The 17,197-nt window shown below is 49.7% G+C and carries 11 protein-coding genes and 3 tRNA genes; 12 read left to right on the top strand and 2 right to left on the bottom strand.

Features of this window, described 5'->3' with window-relative positions; genetic code table 11:
• Positions 1-192: 192 nt before the first annotated feature.
• A complete protein-coding gene (locus H8J70_RS02960) occupies positions 193-4,497 on the bottom strand; it encodes a 2-hydroxyacyl-CoA dehydratase (RefSeq protein WP_186502376.1) in 4,305 nt (1,434 codons plus the stop codon).
• A 289-nt stretch (positions 4,498-4,786) separates the two neighbouring features.
• On the opposite strand from H8J70_RS02960, the gene H8J70_RS02955 reads away from it, so the two are divergent.
• The 3 genes from H8J70_RS02955 (at position 4,787) to H8J70_RS02945 (ending at position 5,019) form a co-directional block, all read left to right on the top strand.
• Positions 4,787-4,862: transfer RNA gene (locus tag H8J70_RS02955), tRNA-His, on the top strand.
• Between the two features lies 1 nt (position 4,863).
• Positions 4,864-4,938, top strand: a tRNA-Gln gene (locus H8J70_RS02950).
• A 5-nt stretch (positions 4,939-4,943) separates the two neighbouring features.
• A tRNA-Lys gene (locus tag H8J70_RS02945) sits at positions 4,944-5,019 on the top strand.
• Between the two features lie 114 nt (positions 5,020-5,133).
• Here the strand turns inward: H8J70_RS02945 and H8J70_RS02940 are convergent.
• Positions 5,134-6,588, bottom strand: coding sequence for a sodium:proton antiporter (locus tag H8J70_RS02940; RefSeq protein ID WP_186502375.1), 1,455 nt, complete (start codon positions 6,586-6,588; stop codon positions 5,134-5,136).
• A 435-nt stretch (positions 6,589-7,023) separates the two neighbouring features.
• Between H8J70_RS02940 and H8J70_RS02935 the strand changes: the two genes are divergently transcribed.
• The 9 genes from H8J70_RS02935 to pyrG all read left to right on the top strand — a co-directional run bounded on the left by H8J70_RS02935 (position 7,024) and on the right by pyrG (position 16,958).
• A complete protein-coding gene (locus H8J70_RS02935) occupies positions 7,024-7,470 on the top strand; it encodes a universal stress protein (protein ID WP_186502374.1) in 447 nt (148 codons plus the stop codon).
• Positions 7,471-7,636: 166 nt separating this feature from the next.
• Positions 7,637-9,406 (top strand): DUF2157 domain-containing protein, encoded by a 1,770-nt coding sequence (locus H8J70_RS02930; RefSeq protein WP_186502373.1) that lies wholly within the window; start codon positions 7,637-7,639, stop codon positions 9,404-9,406.
• A complete protein-coding gene (locus tag H8J70_RS02925) occupies positions 9,403-10,068 on the top strand; it encodes a hypothetical protein (RefSeq protein ID WP_246415247.1) in 666 nt (221 codons plus the stop codon). Before H8J70_RS02930 ends, H8J70_RS02925 begins: the two co-directional genes overlap by 4 nt.
• Positions 10,069-10,088: 20 nt before the next feature.
• Entirely contained in the window at positions 10,089-11,381 is a 1,293-nt protein-coding gene (locus H8J70_RS02920) for a hypothetical protein (protein ID WP_186502372.1), read from the top strand.
• 106 nt (positions 11,382-11,487) lie between these two features.
• Positions 11,488-12,723, top strand: a complete 1,236-nt coding sequence (locus H8J70_RS02915) for an FprA family A-type flavoprotein (RefSeq protein ID WP_186502371.1) — start codon at positions 11,488-11,490, stop codon at positions 12,721-12,723.
• A gap of 104 nt (positions 12,724-12,827) precedes the next feature.
• A complete protein-coding gene (locus H8J70_RS02910) occupies positions 12,828-12,983 on the top strand; it encodes a hypothetical protein (protein ID WP_186502370.1) in 156 nt (51 codons plus the stop codon).
• A gap of 176 nt (positions 12,984-13,159) precedes the next feature.
• Positions 13,160-13,597, top strand: a complete 438-nt coding sequence (locus tag H8J70_RS02905) for a YwiB family protein (RefSeq protein WP_288201698.1) — start codon at positions 13,160-13,162, stop codon at positions 13,595-13,597.
• The gene (gene argS, locus H8J70_RS02900) at positions 13,588-15,252 is read left to right on the top strand and encodes an arginine--tRNA ligase (protein ID WP_186502368.1); all 1,665 of its coding nucleotides are present in this window, start codon (positions 13,588-13,590) and stop codon (positions 15,250-15,252) included. The genes H8J70_RS02905 and argS overlap by 10 nt, the downstream gene beginning before the upstream one ends.
• 95 nt (positions 15,253-15,347) lie before the next feature.
• Positions 15,348-16,958 (top strand): CTP synthase, encoded by a 1,611-nt coding sequence (gene pyrG, locus H8J70_RS02895; RefSeq protein WP_186502367.1) that lies wholly within the window; start codon positions 15,348-15,350, stop codon positions 16,956-16,958.
• Positions 16,959-17,197: the final 239 nt, after the last annotated feature.

Here is a 17,197-nt window from a genome sequence, read left to right as displayed (position 1 = left end):
ATAGATAAATAAAAGAATATTCATATTATAAAATCTTTCCCGCAATTGGGCAATGCAAAATATAAGGGAATTTGGCCAGACCGGGTACTTTACAGTCTGGAAATAACATAAAAATAGAATATATATCAATATAGAATCGATTAAAAAGTAAAAAGGGCTGCTTCTCTAACGGGAGAAGCAGCCCTTCGGCGCTTATTCTTTTAAGGCTTCATTCAAATGGACGCCTTTGAGAAATGGCAGAGTCGGTTTTTCACTTGTATTCAGCGGTTCACGAATATTTTCAAAGGTCGACGTGAGCATCAGCTTGAGACGGTTTGTCTGGTTGACCGAGCTGGCGCTGGGGTCATAGTCGATGGCGACGATATTCGTTTCCGGGAAGGCCGCCTTCAGGGTCTTGATCATGCCCTTGCCGGTGACGTGGTTCGGCAGGCAGGCCCAAGGTTGGAGGCATACGACGTCGCGGGCACCGCGGTGAATGAGATCGATCATATCGCCTGTGAGGAACCAGCCTTCGCCGGCTTCATGGCCAAGGGACAGGAACTTCCTGGCTTCATCGGCAATGTCGTAAATGGATGTGATCGGATCGAAATGGGCGCTTTGGGCGACGGCTTCCCGGTAGGGCTTACGATACCATTCCAGGAGCTTGACGAGAGACTTGCTCTTGAAGCTGGACCACCAGCTGCCGGAAAGATATTTATGACGGAACTGGTCATCCAGGAGGCCGTAGAAGAAGAAATCAGCCAGGCCGGAGACGATGATTTCGCCCCCTTCTTCCTCAATCATGCGTACGATGTGGTTATTGGCAATGGGGTGGAACTTGACGTAAATTTCCCCGACCAGACCGATACGCGGCTTCTTTTCATCGGTCATGTCGATGTGGTCAAATTCATCGATCATGGCACGGATATTTTTTACGAAGGTATGACGATCGGCGTGGGCAAGATCGACTGTGCATTTATCCTGCCACTTTTTGAAGAGGGCTTCTGCCGTACCTTTGACCTTTTCGTAAGGCCGCGTGCGGTAGAGTACCTGCTGCAGGGCATCGCCGTAAATCATACCCATGACCAGTCTATGCCAGAAGCCGATGCTCGGCTGGAAGCCGGGCTGCTTGTTCATGCCCTTCATGTTCAGGGATAGGATGGGCACGTCGCCCAGGTTAGCATCGGTCAGGGCCTTGCGGATCATGCCGATGTAGTTCGTGGCGCGGCAGCAGCCGCCAGTCTGGGAAATCATGACGGACGTATGTTTTAAATCATACTTGCCGGACTTTAAGGCCGTTATGATCTGGCCTAAGGACATGATAGCCGGATAGCAGGCGTCGTTGTGAATGTAAGCCAGGCCTGTATCGATAGCCTTTTGTCCCTGGTGGGGGATCATTTCCACGCGGTAGCCTTCATGGTCGAAGGCAGGCTTAAAGAGCGGGAAATGAATCGGTGTCATAGACGGTGCCAGGATGACGTTATCGGCCTTATTCTGTTTGGTGAAGATGGCCTTCGTGTAGGAATAAGGTTCCGGTTTTACCGTCACGGGCTGGCGGTGATTCATGACGAAGAGGAGCGAACGGAGACGGATGCGGATGGCACCGAGGTTCGAGCCTTCATCGATTTTCAGCAGTGTGTGGATCTTATGGCCGTGGGCCAGGATATCCTGCACCTGGTCGGCAACGATAGCGTCGAGGCCACAACCGAAGGAGTTCAGTTCGACCAATTCCAGGTTCTTATGTTGCTGTACATACTGGGCAGCCCGGTAGAGGCGCGAGTGGTACGACCACTGGTCGACGACGCGCAGGTGGCCCGGGAACTGGCCCAAGGGCGCTACACCATCCTCTGTGAGGACGGCCAGGCCGAGGCTGTTGATGAGCTCCGGAATACCATGGTTGATTTCCGGGTCGACGTGATAGGGACGGCCGCTCAGGACGATGCCCCGTTCGCCTTTCTTTTCCAGCATATCGAGAGCTGCCTTGGTCATAGCATAATATTGTTCTTTATAGTCTGTTTCTTTCTGCCAGGCGGCCTGGCAGGCTTTCTTGATTTCGTCCTTACCGAGGCCCCAGACGCGCAGTTCTTCCTGCAGACGGGGGACAATGCGGTCCTTATCGTTAAGCGGCAGGAAGGGGCAAAGATAGAGCGTATTGGTGTCGCTCAGCCGTTCAGCCATGTTGTTGCGGATGACTTCCGGATAGCTCATGACCATGGGGCAGTTAAAGGTATTATCCTTGCTGCCTTCCTTCGGCCCGTTCTGGATGCAGGGATAGAAAATACGGTCTACTTTCTTTTCCAGCAGGTTTTCGATATGGCCGTGGACGAGCTTGGCCGGATAGCACGCCGAATCGGACGGTACCGTATCCATGGCCTTCTGGAAAATCTTCTTTGAAGAGGGGTCAGACAGGACGACGCGGTAGCCCAATTTGGTAAAGAAGGTGAACCAGAACGGATAGTCTTCATACATATTGAGCACGCGGGGAATACCGACGGTACCACGTGGTGCGTTTTCTGCTGCCAAGGGCTTGTAGTGATTGAAGAGGCGGTTATATTTCACCTTGTACATATTGGGCAGAACCTTGTGCTTTTGTCCGGACGAACCGGCTGCACCGCGTTCGCAGCGGTTGCCTGTAATGAAGGAGCGGCCGTCGTTAAAGGTGTTGACCGTAAGCAGGCAGTTATTGGTGCACAAGCCGCAATGACGGATCGATGTCGTTACCTTGAGCTGGCTCAGTTCTTCCGGTGAGAGAACCGTCGAACGGACATGATCTCGGTGATAGGCATCCTTGCAGATGAGGCCCATGCCAAAGGCCCCCATGAGGCCGGCAATGGCCGGACGGATGACCTGCCGTCCCAAGAGCTTTTCAAAGGCCCGCAGGACGGCATCGTTGTAGAAGGTACCACCTTGGACGACGATGTGCTTGCCTAATTTTTCCGGGTCTTTTACTTTAATTACTTTATATAGGGCGTTTTTAATAACGGAATAGGAAAGACCTGCAGAAATGTCAGCCAGCGTAGCTCCTTCCTTTTGGGCCTGCTTGACTTTGGAGTTCATGAAGACTGTGCAGCGCGAGCCTAAGTCGATCGGGCTTTCGGCAAAGAGGGCTGCCTTAGCAAAATCCTGAATCGATAAGTTCAGGGATTTTGCAAACGTATCGAGGAAGGAACCGCATCCGGAAGAGCACGCTTCGTTGAGGAGAATGTCTTCAATATGGCCGTCCTTCAGCCGGCTGCACTTCATATCCTGGCCGCCAATGTCGAGGATGAAATCAACATCCGGGCAGAAATGGGCCGCTGCCTGATAGTGGGCGATCGTTTCTACTTCACCTAAATCGAGATGGAGCGCTTCCTTCAAAAGAAATTCGCCATACCCGGTAATACCGGCTTTGGCAATGAAGGCACCAGGCGGCATGAGGCTGTAAATTTCCGTAATGATCTTTTTGGCAGCAGCCAAGGGGCTGCCTTCGTTGTTTTGGTAGTGCGAATAGAGAATCTTATTGTCTTCGCTGAGGAGGACGACCTTGATCGTCGTGCTGCCGGCGTCGACGCCAAGATAGCACGGGCCGCTGTAGGCGGCCAGATCGCCGCTGGGAATGGTGTGCTGGCCATGACGGGAACGGAATTCATCGAATTCCGCCTGCGAAGCAAAGAGCGGTTCAACGCGGTCTGATTTGGCCAGGGACGATTCGTCTACATTGCGCAGCTGGCCCATGAGATTCATGAAGGATAGGGGCTTTTCCTGGAAACTGCCGAGGGCAGCGCCAATGGCCACATAGACCTGGGCGTTTTCCGGTGCTACGACCTGTTCCGGCGTCAAGTGCAACGTTTCTGCAAACTGCTTGCGCAGCTGGGGCAGGAAGGTCAGAGGCCCGCCGAGGAAGCACACTGTACCGCGAATCGGGCGGCCGCAGGCCAGGCCGGTAATAGTCTGCAAGACAATAGACTGGAAGACAGAGGCAGCTACGTTTTCCTTGCTGGCACCGTCGTTCATGAGGGCCTGTACGTCCGTCTTGGCGAAAACGCCGCAGCGGGCTGCAATCGGATAGAGCGTATCTGCTTTTTCTGCCAGGGCATTGAGGCCGCTGGCATCGGTGTGCAGGAGCGTAGCCATCTGATCGATGAACGCGCCTGTACCGCCGGCGCAGTTCCCGTTCATACGGTGTTCATTGCCGCCGGTTAAGTATGTGATTTTCGCATCTTCACCGCCCAATTCGATGATGACATCGGACTGCGGGTGATACGTGCGGACGGCTTTGGTACCGGCAATTACTTCCTGGATAAAGGTAATACCCAGATAGTCTGCCAGGGCAATGCCGCCGGAGCCAGTAATGGCCATTGTGATTTGACGGTCACCGAATATTTCATAGGCGTTTTCGAGCAGATCCCATACCTTCTGCCGGATATCCGTATAATGGCGGACATAGCAGGCGTGGAGGCAGTGCTTTAAATTGTCGAGAACGGCAATTTTTACTGTCGTCGAGCCAATATCGATGCCGATATGGAGTAAATCTTTCATAGAGTACCTCACATATAATTCTGATGGTAACCTGTACCATGTAAATAATATTAGTATAGATGATAAAATTAGTCTATGATATATTTTACCATATTATAGAAAAAGCGGAAGTGGCCAATGCTACAGAAAATGCATAGATAAAATAGAGATTATCAATTTAGAATAGATACAGATAAGCAAATACAAAATAAATAAAAAAGATTGAAAAAAAGTATTGACATTAGTGAAGGCGGATGATAAAATAATCTACGTTATCAGCGCTCACACATTAGCTGATAGCGATAATATGGCGGGTATGGTGAAGTGGTTAACACGGCGGATTGTGGCTCCGTTACGCTAGGGTTCGAGTCCCTATACTCGCCCCATAGGGGTATAGCCAAGTGGTAAGGCACCGGACTTTGACTCCGCTATGCGCTGGTTCGAATCCAGCTACCCCTGCCAGCCATGATCCACTAGCTCAGTTGGCAGAGCACCTGACTTTTAATCAGGGTGTCCCGAGTTCGAATCTCGGGTGGATCACCAAAGAGAAGGCAGTTCCTGCGGGAACCGCCTTTTTTATTATATTCCTTTTTGCAGCAATAGAAAAGGCACCATGCACGGTGCCTTTTCTATTGCTGTATTTTTTAGCAAATATAATTATAAGAATAAGAGGAAAAACACAAACGTGTCGATAATAAACGTCGGGATCAAAATAGCATTGGACCAGGCCATATAGCCAAAGAAGCTGGGCATGTTGATATTGTTTTCTTCAGCAATGGCTTTAACCATAAAGTTCGGCGCGTTGCCAATATACGTATTGGCACCCATGAAAACGGCACCGGCAGCAATTGCTTCCAGCATGATCTGAGAAACCGTACCGACAGATGTGACGATCCCTGTCGTAGCCCCAAGGGAACCGGCCGTTTGGAGGAAAACGAGATAGGTCGGTGTATTGTCAAGGAAGGATGAAAGGGCGCCTGTTGCCCAGAACATTTGCCACGGCTGGTTGATGCCTAATTCGGCACCATGGGTTTTGAGCAGCATCAGGGCCGGAATCATGGTAATGAAGATACCGATGAAGAGCGTAGCTACTTCGATGATCGGGCCATTGGTAAATTCGTTCAGGGCCCGTGTGTGTTCCTGTGTCGTCTTCAGGGAAAGCAGTGCCGCTACGAGAATGATGACGACTTCAGCTAAGGTAGCATAGGGGAAGACGATTTCGTCATAGACATGAATGCCTGCACCGTTGGCAAAAGCAGGAATCCATTCGGGCAGCATGCCATTGGCCAATACGCCGCAAATGATCATGCCAATGAAAATGAGGTTATGGGCTCCTTCAATGCGAATGGGTTCTTTTTCCCCTTCTTTTTGCATATCCAGAGGCGAACGGCCTTCAGCCAGTTCTTTCTTATAATAATGATGATCGAGAAGCATGAACACGGCAAACAAGAGAATCAGGTTGAATGCCAGAATAGGGAACAGATGGAACGTCCACGTAAAGGGAACGCCACGCTGGAAGCCCATGAACAAAGGCGGATCGCCAAGCGGTGTCAGGCAGCCGCCCATATTGGCAACGAGGAAAATGAAAAAGACCATGAGATGTACTTTCTTTTTCCGCCAGGCATTGGCGCGGATCAAAGGCCGGATCATGAGCATAGCAGCACCGGTTGTGCCGATCCAGCTGGCCAGGGCCGTACCGATGAGCAATAAGAGTGCATTGACCTTCGTCGTACCGGTCATAGTACCTTTAATAACAATCCCGCCGGCCGTTACAAAGAGGCCGTAGAGGAGCACGATGAACGGAATATAGTCGAGCAGTACCGATTCCAGTAACCGGAACGCACCTTCTCCAGCCCCATAGGCGAAGGAAAAGGGAATGAGGAATACGAGGGACCAGGCGAGAGACACCCACTTCATGTTTTCTGCCCACCAGTCGCCTTTAATCAAGGGGATGATGGCAATCGAGAGGAGCATACCTACAAAAGGAATGACACTCCATACGGGTAGTACCTGATTAACCATTTCGTGAGCCGCTTCGTTTGCGAATACCGGCGAGGCACTAAGCGTAAGCCAGGTTAAGGACCCCAACAGTATTCTGCATAGTTTTGTCATATCAATCACCTTTCTTATTGTGGATTTTGTGAACAAAGAAATGCAGACAAATTGCTGTCAATGGCTTGTTTCTGTGATGCAATGAATAAGGGAAAACGTCAGAAAATAACCAGGCAGCTATAGGTTGGTATTTCTTCTGTTCGATTGATGCACGATGGGTCTATAACGTATGCAAGTTTATTATAACATAAGAGAGAGTCTCTTTGCTATGCATATTTGTACATATCGAAAAGAAGCTAATAATGACTTGAAATGTATTTTTCCGGTTCGTTATATATAAGGAAATATATGTACTGACAGAAAAAAGAAGATAGTAGCTATCAAAAAAGAAATACTTGTAAATATTTTACTGAATTCGTACAGGAAAAGCAGGAAAAAAAGGGGAAACAGCGAATATATAACATATATAGTTAAGGTAAGACAGGAGGGATTACCATGAAAGCTTACAAAAATATTGTCGTTCCTACCGATGGGTCAGTAAACTCCAAACGGGCATTGGAACACGCCGTACTGCTGGCAACTTCGATGCAGGCATCGATTACGCTCGTATATGTAGCAAATATCGTATCGGTTATTTCTAATTTCGATCAGATTCCGAATGCCAGTGGCTATGTAACGGAACAGGTAGCCTTGGATATGGAAGAAGAAGGGAAAGGCGTGCTGGAAGAATTTTCTAAGGAAATTCCCCAGGATGTGGAAGTAAAGAGCGTCTTTGAAGTAGGTTCGCCGGGACCGGCTGTACTTTCTGTTGCGAAAAAGTACGAAGCCGATCTGATTGTCATGGGCAGCCGCGGCCTCGGGCCACTGAAGGGATTGTTCATGGGGTCTGTCAGCAGTTATGTCGTTACGCATGCTCCTTGCCCGGTATTAATCGTAAAATAAGCCGGTATAAATTGTCTCTAAAAGGTCTTGACTGTAAATTATGCAGACAAGGCCTTTTTTTCGTATGGGATTTTTGTTTTTTGTGATATACTGATGTAGATATACGTGTATATGGGAATACATGAAGAATAAAACGTACGCAATCTGCCTGGGAGGCAATAGAATCATGGGAAAAACGGATAAAAAATGGCTGGAAGAACAGCTGAGTGAGTGGATACATAAAGGATGGATTTCGGCGGAAGCGGGGCAGCAGATACGTCAGACACTGCCTGCAGGACCGGCCTTTTCCGTCCCTCTTTTAAGTATTATTGCTATTGTCGGCGGTTCTATTGCCGGGATGGTCCTGATCTGGATTATTTCATCTCTATGGTATCAGATCAGTCCGACAGCACGTATCGTTACGGCTGCCGTGTTTTTGCTCTTATCGCAGGCCAGTGTAGGCTTTGCTATGTTTCGCGATCGCCAGGGAACCTGGGTCGGTGAGCTCGTTGCCGTAGTCCACGCCCTGGTTGTCGGCAGTGTCGTGGCCGTGGCCCAACAGACCTTTTACGTAGGCTGGGATACGGCGTCTTTTTTGGTGGTCTGTGCCTTGTTATGCCTGCCGGCTATCTATCTGTTACGCTCAGTCTGCCTGGTTGTCGTATACGCCTTGGCTGTTCTTTGCTGGGCTGCCATTGGCGGTCCCGTCGATGCTCCCGGCGGCGCGGCATTCATTTGGGTGCTCCTGGTAGTGCTGGTTCCTTTTTACCGGCTCTTGCAAAAAAATCAGGATGAAGTACGCCTGGCTATCTATTCCTGGACGATTACTATTACGGTTTTTGCGGCCTTTGGACTGGCAGCGCTGGACTCGGCGTATATTCCGTTCCTGCTGCTGGCAACGCTGGCTGTTGCTATTATGCTGACGGGGTATTCCATCGATATCCGCAAGGCCTGGGGTGTGCCGTTCCGCTGGTTTGGCCGTTGTGCCGCTGCGGGCTCCCTGCTCATTTCGGCCTTGCCGGCTTCCTGGTATGGTGTGGCCGATATACAGGGCTTCCACTGGACGACGACGGCTGTAACGGTGGTCTTATTTATGTCCATCCTGGCACTTCTCGTAAAAGGCGTAAAGAAAAGACTTTGGGGACCGGTCCTTTATGCCGGTATTCCCGTGATCCTGGCAGCGGAAACGATTTTGGTGCGCAACGGGCTCTATTCCTCTGTGCCCTTAATCGTATCGTCGCTCTATTTGATCGCCATTGGCTTTTATGAAATGGTCCAGGGCTATCAGGGCGGCCGGACAAATCATTTGAAGTTTGGCCTCAGTATCCTCGTCTGCCTGATTATAGCTGTCTTTTGGGGCGGCAGCTTCTCGCCCCTTGTTCCCGTTGTGGGGATTATCATTCTGGCGTTATTGATCTTCCAAATCAGACGGACATCACGCCAGCGTAAGGATACGGCAGAACGGGTCCGGCATAGAACGGAAATCCGTCATAAGGTAACGACGGTGCGGAGTGAACGGAAAAAGCGCAGCAGCCATCGCCGCCGGGCAGCGGCGCCGCCTGTAGCAGAAACAGAAGCAGCACCAGCTGAAGCCTCCGCGCAGGAACCGCTTCAGGAAGAGGAACTTCCTGAATGGATGAAAGAACTGCATCTGCCCGATTCACTTCAGGAGCCAGCCGCACCTGAAGCAGAAATACCCGTGCCGGCCGCACCGCGTTCGGTCATTCAGAAGGAAACAGAGCCGTCTCATTTCGTGCCGCCTGTTTTTCATAATCCCGATGATATTCCCCTGCCGCAGGTTACGGTGCCCCAGCCCAGAAGGGCGGCGCGGACGCAGCAGCCAGCGAAACCGGCGGCAGGCAGTACCTCGCCGTGGGGAACGCCGGTTGCGAAACCGAAACGGGAAAAACATTTTACCCATTCGCCATGGTCTACGGAAGGAGAAAATGAAAAATGAAAGTACCCAATTTGACCTTTTCGCCAGGCCGGGGATTTCGCTGGGGTGTATTTTTCCTGGCAGCTGTCATACAGCTCGGGGCACTCGGTTATTTTGGCTGGCGCTGGCACAATATCACTGTCGATGGCATTCCCTATCAGTGGCAGTGTGTACCCCGCCTGGAATTATCCGGCTTTGGCACGGATTATATGCGTGTCGTCTTTCCGGAAGATACGACGACCTGGCTTGATGCGGATCCGCCGGAAGAACAGGAAACGATTTATGTACATATTTCGCGTAATGACCAGGGCCTCATGGAAATCAAGGGGGCTTCTGCTTCTAAGCCGTTAATCGGCGGCGATTATATGGAAGCCAAGGTCGTAGCCTTCCATGATGGGAAGGTACAGTTCCAGGTTGGCTTTGACCGTTATCGCATTGCTCCGGATAAGTCAGACGGTATCTACGATATTGCTCCGAACGATAGTGTCCTGGCCAGTATCCGGATTAAACATGGGCTGGGCGTCATCGAAGGGATTTATGTCAATGGCATACCCATTGAATCTTCGAGCAACGGCGCAGCCATGGAAGCAGCCCGGGCTAAACAGCAAGGGCAGGACAAGACAAAGACGGCCAATAAAAAGTCTCTTGTCGAAACGGGAATGGTACCACCGAAGGAAGAATGATGATGGAGGAAACGATACGCATGAAAACCTATCTGAAACTGGGACTGACAGTGATTCTGGCTTGTTCCTTTTTACTGCTTTCCGGCTTTCGGGCACAAACGATTATTCACGACGATGGCAGTGAAACCCAGGATGTGCTGAAAGTATCGGAAACAGCAGCGGGCCAGAAAAAACTGCGGGCTGATGCCGATGAATTCCAGAAGCGTAATTACACGATTATGGACTATGACAATGGCAATGGTGAAGGCTTCCGGGCTATGAAAACCATTACCAAAGACGGGGCAAACCGCAGCTCTGTAGACCATATCGTCCACAAGACACACGATGGATTCTTTTGTTCCACCTATTATATTGATTATGATTACACGCCCAACAGCATTGCCGATTTACGTCTGGGTACGCCTATGGAAGAAAATGGTGTCGATTTGGAATATATCATTTCCTTCCCGTCAGGCACCAATGTAAAAAGCAACGCGGCCAAGTCGGATGAACAGGGCAGCACATACATGTGGAACCTGAAAAATTCGTCGCCGTCCAAAGTCAGCCTGCAGGCGACGGTGTGGCATAAACTGGCTATTTATGTGGCCTTATTTGCCATCGTAGCCATTTTGGTCGTCGTCCTGATTATGGAAATCCGGCGCAGGAATACGATCAGCTGGAAACGGGCAGCCCATATGCGCCGTTTAGAAATCCTCGTCCTTTTTATTCCCCTTTTGATTTTGGGCTATATGGGCTATGAATACTATACAGGTACCCACATTACGTCAGAAGCCTTGGCGAAGGTATCCCAGCAAAAGCAGGAAGAATTGCTGGAAAACAGGGAAGAAGATAAGAAGCTTCACGATGCAGACGCCAAGAAACAGCGTGACGATGAACTGGCCATGAGCAAGGTGCGGACCAAGACGCTGGAAATTGCCAGCGCCCTGCGCGATTTAAACCGCAACTACCAGTCAGGCCGTGTCAGCCGCAGCGGTGCCCGCTCGCAGGCAGAAGATTTGGCCAGCCAGGTTAAATCCCTGCTCGACGATAGTAAGGGCTTATCCCAGGCCGACCGCGACGAACTCCTGCACTTAATTCAGGAAGCCGAATCCCTGGCCAGCGGTCCGGCAGCCACGGACAGAAGTACCAAGAGCCAGGTGTCAGAAGAACAACAACGGGCTGATGATCTGGCGGCACAGGATACCGATAAGACCAGCCGGACGACGAGCGGCGAAGCCGATACCGTCCGGGGCGAAAGCGCAGCGGACAAATCCGGCCAGAGCAGTGACCAGAATAAGGCCAAGACGACAGACAAGACAAAAAGCGACAAATAGGGCAGATCAATTTTGCCTGGATATTTATTCTTAGCTACAAACATGGTATGATAGGTATGGCAAACGATCAGCAGTACCTGTAACGAATAAAAGGAGGCACATTAGCATGTATTTAGTAGAAGAACTCAAGAATGGTGTATACTGGATGGGGTGCAACGATTTTACATCCGCAATGTTTGAACGGATTTTTCCGATTCCCGAAGGCGTAACGTACAACTCGTATTTCTTTGACGATGAAAAAACGTGCGTTATCGACGCGATGGATAAGAGCTGCCGCGATGAATTTTTGGAAGATGTAGAACACTTGCTGCACGGCCGCAAACTGGACTATTTCGTTATTCAGCATATGGAACCGGACCATGCCAGCTCAGCCTTGGCCCTGATCGAAAAATATCCTGACGTCAAAATTGTCGGCCAGCCCCAGACGTTTAAACTTTTTGAACAGTTCTATCGTCACCCCTATCCGGATAATTACCTGCCGGTTAAGGAAGGCAATCAGCTGTGCCTGGGCAAACATACCCTGCAGTTCATTAAAGCACCTATGGTTCATTGGCCGGAAGTTATTATGACCTATGATCTGACTGACCATATGCTCTTCAGTGCTGATGCCTTTGGCATGTTTGGTACCGTAGGGAACATCTACGCTGACCAGGTTGATTTTGAAGAAAATTATCTGGAATCGGCCCGCCGCTATTATGTCAATATTGTCGGCAAATATGGCCCGCAGGTCGTCCGCGTCCTGCAGAAGGCTGCCAATATGCCGCTCGATTTCATTTGCCCGCTCCACGGCGTTGTCTATCGTACACCGGATACGATTAAATATATTATTGATAAGCACCTCCACTGGGCTAAATATGTACCGGAAAAGAAAGGCGTCGTCATCGCCTTTGCTTCCATCTATGGAGACACAGCCCGTGCCGTTTCAATTCTGGCTAATAAACTGAGCCGCCGCGGCGTTAAGGATGTACGCCTGTACGATGTATCCAAAAATCACTCGTCTTACATTACAGCAAAGGCCTGGGAATACAGCCATATGGTTATTGCTGCACCGACGTATAACCTGAATCTCTTCCTGCCTATGGAAAGTTTCCTCCACGACCTGCAGACGCTCATGTTCCAGAACCGTACCATTGCCGTCATGGCCAACCACAGCTGGGCTTCGGCTGCGTACAAGACCATGGTCGATTATGTAGAAAACCAGTTTAAATGCTGCGAACTCCTGGATCCGTCCATGGATATCAAATCGTCCCTGCGTGATGACGATGAAGGTCTCCTTGACGAAATGGCAGATAAGATTGCCGAAAGTGTAAAGGCCTATCCGGATCCGGATACGCTTATCTGATCTGTTTGGCAAAAATAGTGAAAGCCACCTCGTTGAGGTGGCTTTTTTGCTGGAAAGGCAGCGTTTTTATGATATAATAGAGGCACGGAAAGGAGGCGTATACGATGATCATTCGCGACAATACTGCCAAAAGCGGCGATCCCCATGAAGAAGAAAAGGCCCGCAGCAATGGTGAAGAGCTGCAGATCGATTTAGGACGTACGCTGACAGAGGAAGAAGAAAAGATTTTTGCAAAATTAAAAGAAGGCCTGCATATGTAAGACGCAGGGTAAGCCGGAGCTGTCCGGATTACCCTGCTCTTTTTTTGAAAAAAACAGAGAACAAATGTTTTAAATATACTGTCTTAAACATTCATAATTTTTTTATTTATTTTTTTGGACGCTTGATATATAATAGTAACATTAAGTTGTTAATGGTAAGGAAAGGTTGGAAACGCGTGAAACCGATTATCGTAAGCATTAAAAGCTTGCAGCGAGACGAAAAGGGTGAATCACAAACACTGGAACTGGTTTCCGAGGGAAAGTACTATAAGAAGGAACGGTCCCAGTATATTGTGTATAAGGAAAGCGCCATTAGTAGTTTAGAAGGCGTGACTACGACCATCAAGGTACTAGCGGACGGGACGGTCTGTGTGCTGCGGACCGGCGCCATGCAGCAACGGCAGGAATTCCGGCCAGGCATGGAAACGACGTCCTGGTATGATACGCCCTTGGGACGGACGCTGCTCATCATCAAGACCTACGCCTGCCGGGTACAGCTCGTAGATGGCATAGGCACGATTGAAATCGAGTTTGACGTAACCATCACCGGCATGGGTGCGATTTATAATCAATTGACAATTACGGTGCAGGAGGACAAGACGACATGGAAATAAAAGAATTACTGAAGCGGGGAATTAAAGACGCATTGGCACAGGCTGTACAGGCAGGTACGCTGCCGGCCGGGGACTATCCTGAGGTCAGCCTGGAAGTACCACCGCAGAAAGAATTTGGCGATTTCGCAACGAATATAGCAATGCAGTCTGCCCGTGTTGCTCACAAAGCACCGAAGCTGATCGCCCAGGCGATCGTTGACCAGATGGAGTATCCCTGGTTGAACCATGCAGAAATTGCCGGTGCCGGCTTTATTAACTTTTTCTTAAACCACACGGTCATTTACGACACGTTACAGCAGATTCTGGCTGCCGGTGAAACCTATGGCCAGGCACCTGTACGGGAAGATGATACGGTACAGGTCGAATATGTAAGTGCCAACCCGACGGGACCGCTGCACGTAGGGCATGGCCGTGGCGCCGCCTATGGCAGTGCCCTTGTCAACCTCATGCGCAAGGCCGGCTATAACGTGCAGGCCGAATACTATATTAATGACGCTGGCAACCAGATGGATAACCTGGCTGCTTCGGTCAACGCCCGCTATTTGGAACTTCTCGGCAAGCCCTCGGAAATACCGGAAAACGGCTATCACGGCCACGATATCATCGACACGGCGCAGGCCATTATCGATCAGGATGGCGATGCCTATTTATCCATGCCGGAAGCAGAACGGCTGACCTATTTTAAGGACCGGGCGTATGCAGAAAAATTGAAAGCACTGAAACACGATCTGGCCGTTTTCAATGTCCAGTATGACCAGTGGTTTAGCGAACGGACCCTGCATCCGGCTGCAATCCAGGCGGCCTGTGAAGAATTGAAGGCCCGTGGCAAGGCCTATGAAAAGGATGGCGCCTTGTGGCTCCGCTCTACGGAATATGGCGACGATAAAGACCGCGTCATTATCCGTGATAATGGTGTGCCGACCTATTTGGCGGCTGACATTGCTTATCACAAGAATAAGTATGAACGGGGCTTTAAGAAGATGATCAACATCTGGGGTGCCGATCATCACGGCTACGTCGCCCGCGTCAAGGCTTCCATGGCAGCTTTAGGCTATGATCCGAAGCAGCTGGAAGTACTGCTCCTGCAGATGGTCAGCCTCTTCCGCGATGGCAAGCCTGTCAAGATGAGTAAGCGTACGGGTCAGGCCATTACACTGAATGAGCTGATCGAAGAAGTAGGCACCGATGCAGCCCGTTATTTCTTCATCATGCGGTCTCTCGATACACAGCTCGATTTTGACCTCGACCTGGCCAAGTCGCACAGCAATGAAAATCCGGTGTATTACATCCAGTATGCCCATGCCCGGATTTACAGTATTTACAAGCAACTGAAGGAAAAAGGCGGCGCATTGCCGGCCGATTGGTCCGCTGTGGCACTGGATAAGCTTCAGGAACCACAGGAACTGGAATTAATTAAGAAAATGGCGGCTTTCCCGGAAGAAGTTACGATTGCTGCCCGGGAACGGGCACCTCACCGGATTGCCCATTATGCTTATGAACTGGCCAGCCTGTTCCATAATTTCTATAACCGTTGCCGGATTATACAGGAAGATGAGGAACTGGAAAAGGCCAGATTAGCACTGGTTACAGCCGTGCGGATTACTATTGCCGCATGTCTCGGTATTTTAGGGGTTTCCGCACCGGAAAAAATGTAATATAATGTAGTGTACATTTTATCGCAGAGGGCGAGTACTTTTGTACAGCATGTTATCTGAAGTCTATGAGCACTCAGGCTCAACAGGGAGGAATTATGGCTAAATACATATTTGTCACAGGCGGGGTTGTTTCATCGTTAGGTAAAGGTATTACGGCAGCAGCATTAGGGCGTCTGCTGAAAAACCGTGGTTTTAAGGTCACGATTCAGAAATTTGATCCGTATATCAACGTGGATCCCGGAACTATGAGCCCGTATCAGCATGGGGAAGTATTTGTTACCGATGATGGCACGGAAACAGATTTGGATTTAGGTCATTATGAACGCTTTATCGACATTAACCTGGGCAAGAACTCTAACGTTACGACCGGTAAAATTTACTGGTCTGTACTGCAGAAAGAACGGCGCGGCGATTATTTGGGCCACACCGTCCAGGTCATTCCCCACATTACCAATGAAATTAAAAAACGTGTATATCGCGTAGGGGATGACGATAATGCCGATGTCGTCATTACGGAAATTGGCGGTACTGTAGGCGATATCGAAAGCCTGCCGTTCCTCGAAGCAATCCGTCAGATCAAGAAGGAAGTCGGCCGTAACGACGTGCTCTACATTCACGTTACACTGGTACCGTACATTGGCGCTGCCGGCGAATTGAAGACAAAACCGACACAGCACAGTGTCAAAGAACTGCGCGGTATTGGCATTCAGCCGGATATCATCGTTTGCCGTACAGAACGGCCCTTGTCGGATGAAATGAAAGATAAGCTGGCTCTGTTCTGCGATATTGATAAAGAAGCCGTTATCGAAAATAAAACCCTCGACAGCATTTATGAAGTACCGCTCCTGCTTTCTGACGAAGGACTGGACCGCATTGTCTTGGAAAAGCTTGACCTGCCCAATAAACCGTGCGACATGGAAGACTGGAAAAAAATGGTCTATGCCATTTATCATACGGAACACGACCTCAACGTTGCCCTCGTCGGTAAATACGTAGCCCTGCACGATGCATACCTCAGTGTTGCCGAAGCACTCAGCCATGCAGGCTATGCCTATAAGACGAACGTTCACATTAAATGGATCGATTCGGAAACCTTGGAAGAAGATGGCGTAGATTTGGCTGAAGTATTCAAAGGCATGGACGGCATCGTCGTTCCCGGCGGTTTTGGTAACCGTGGCGTAGAAGGGAAAATCAAGACGGTTCAGTATGCACGGGAACACAAGATTCCGTACCTGGGCCTGTGCCTGGGCATGCAGTGCGCCGTGATGGAATTTGCCAGAAACGTAGCCGGCATGAAGAATGCTACGAGCTCGGAATTCCATGAAGACGCCCAGTATCCGGTTATCGATCTCATGCCGGATCAGGTCGATGTAGAAGAAAAAGGCGGCACTATGCGTTTGGGCCTTTATCCGTGCAAACTTGTAGAAGGCACAAAGGCACGGGAAGTGTACGGCCAGGACCTGATTTATGAACGCCATCGTCATCGTTGGGAATTCAATAATAAATACCGCACAGAATTGACCAGCAAAGGCTTAATTATTTCCGGTACTTCGCCAGACGACCGTTTGGTAGAAATCGTAGAATTACCGGATCACCCCTATTTCGTAGGCTGCCAGTTCCATCCGGAATTTAAATCCCGCCCGACAAAAGCGCATCCGCTCTTTAAAGGCCTGATCAAAACGGCCTTGGAATTAAAAAATAAATAAGTCCGTCCGTGGGGCTGTGAAATAACACAGACCCAAATAACAAAGGAGGTCCACCGACTCTTTCGAGTCAGCGGACCTCCTTTTGTGGTAAAATTTACATAACCAATGAAAAATTCAACCACTAATTATTCTAAACCAAAACAGGCAATTTTGCCACTATATATTTCAGATTTTCTGGATATTTGCGATCCGGTGTTGGTTTTCAACAGATTCATGGAGGGAATCAACTTGGAGAAGTA

The organism is Megasphaera hominis, from assembly GCF_014269395.1.
Taxonomy (GTDB): Bacteria; Bacillota; Negativicutes; order Veillonellales; family Megasphaeraceae; genus Megasphaera; species Megasphaera hominis.
This window is presented reverse-complemented; position numbering and strand designations above follow the sequence as displayed.

What these genes read in the sequence shown, in the direction of transcription:
- H8J70_RS02960 (WP_186502376.1), bottom strand. Translation starts at nt 4,497, where the DNA reads ATGAAAGATTTACTCCATATCGGCATCGATATTGGCTCGACGACAGTA.
- H8J70_RS02940 (WP_186502375.1), bottom strand. Translation starts at nt 6,588, where the DNA reads ATGACAAAACTATGCAGAATACTGTTGGGGTCCTTAACCTGGCTTACG.
- H8J70_RS02935 (WP_186502374.1), top strand. Translation starts at nt 7,024, where the DNA reads ATGAAAGCTTACAAAAATATTGTCGTTCCTACCGATGGGTCAGTAAAC.
- H8J70_RS02930 (WP_186502373.1), top strand. Translation starts at nt 7,637, where the DNA reads ATGGGAAAAACGGATAAAAAATGGCTGGAAGAACAGCTGAGTGAGTGG.
- H8J70_RS02925 (WP_246415247.1), top strand. Translation starts at nt 9,403, where the DNA reads ATGAAAGTACCCAATTTGACCTTTTCGCCAGGCCGGGGATTTCGCTGG.
- H8J70_RS02920 (WP_186502372.1), top strand. Translation starts at nt 10,089, where the DNA reads ATGAAAACCTATCTGAAACTGGGACTGACAGTGATTCTGGCTTGTTCC.
- H8J70_RS02915 (WP_186502371.1), top strand. Translation starts at nt 11,488, where the DNA reads ATGTATTTAGTAGAAGAACTCAAGAATGGTGTATACTGGATGGGGTGC.
- H8J70_RS02910 (WP_186502370.1), top strand. Translation starts at nt 12,828, where the DNA reads ATGATCATTCGCGACAATACTGCCAAAAGCGGCGATCCCCATGAAGAA.
- argS (WP_186502368.1), top strand. Translation starts at nt 13,588, where the DNA reads ATGGAAATAAAAGAATTACTGAAGCGGGGAATTAAAGACGCATTGGCA.
- pyrG (WP_186502367.1), top strand. Translation starts at nt 15,348, where the DNA reads ATGGCTAAATACATATTTGTCACAGGCGGGGTTGTTTCATCGTTAGGT.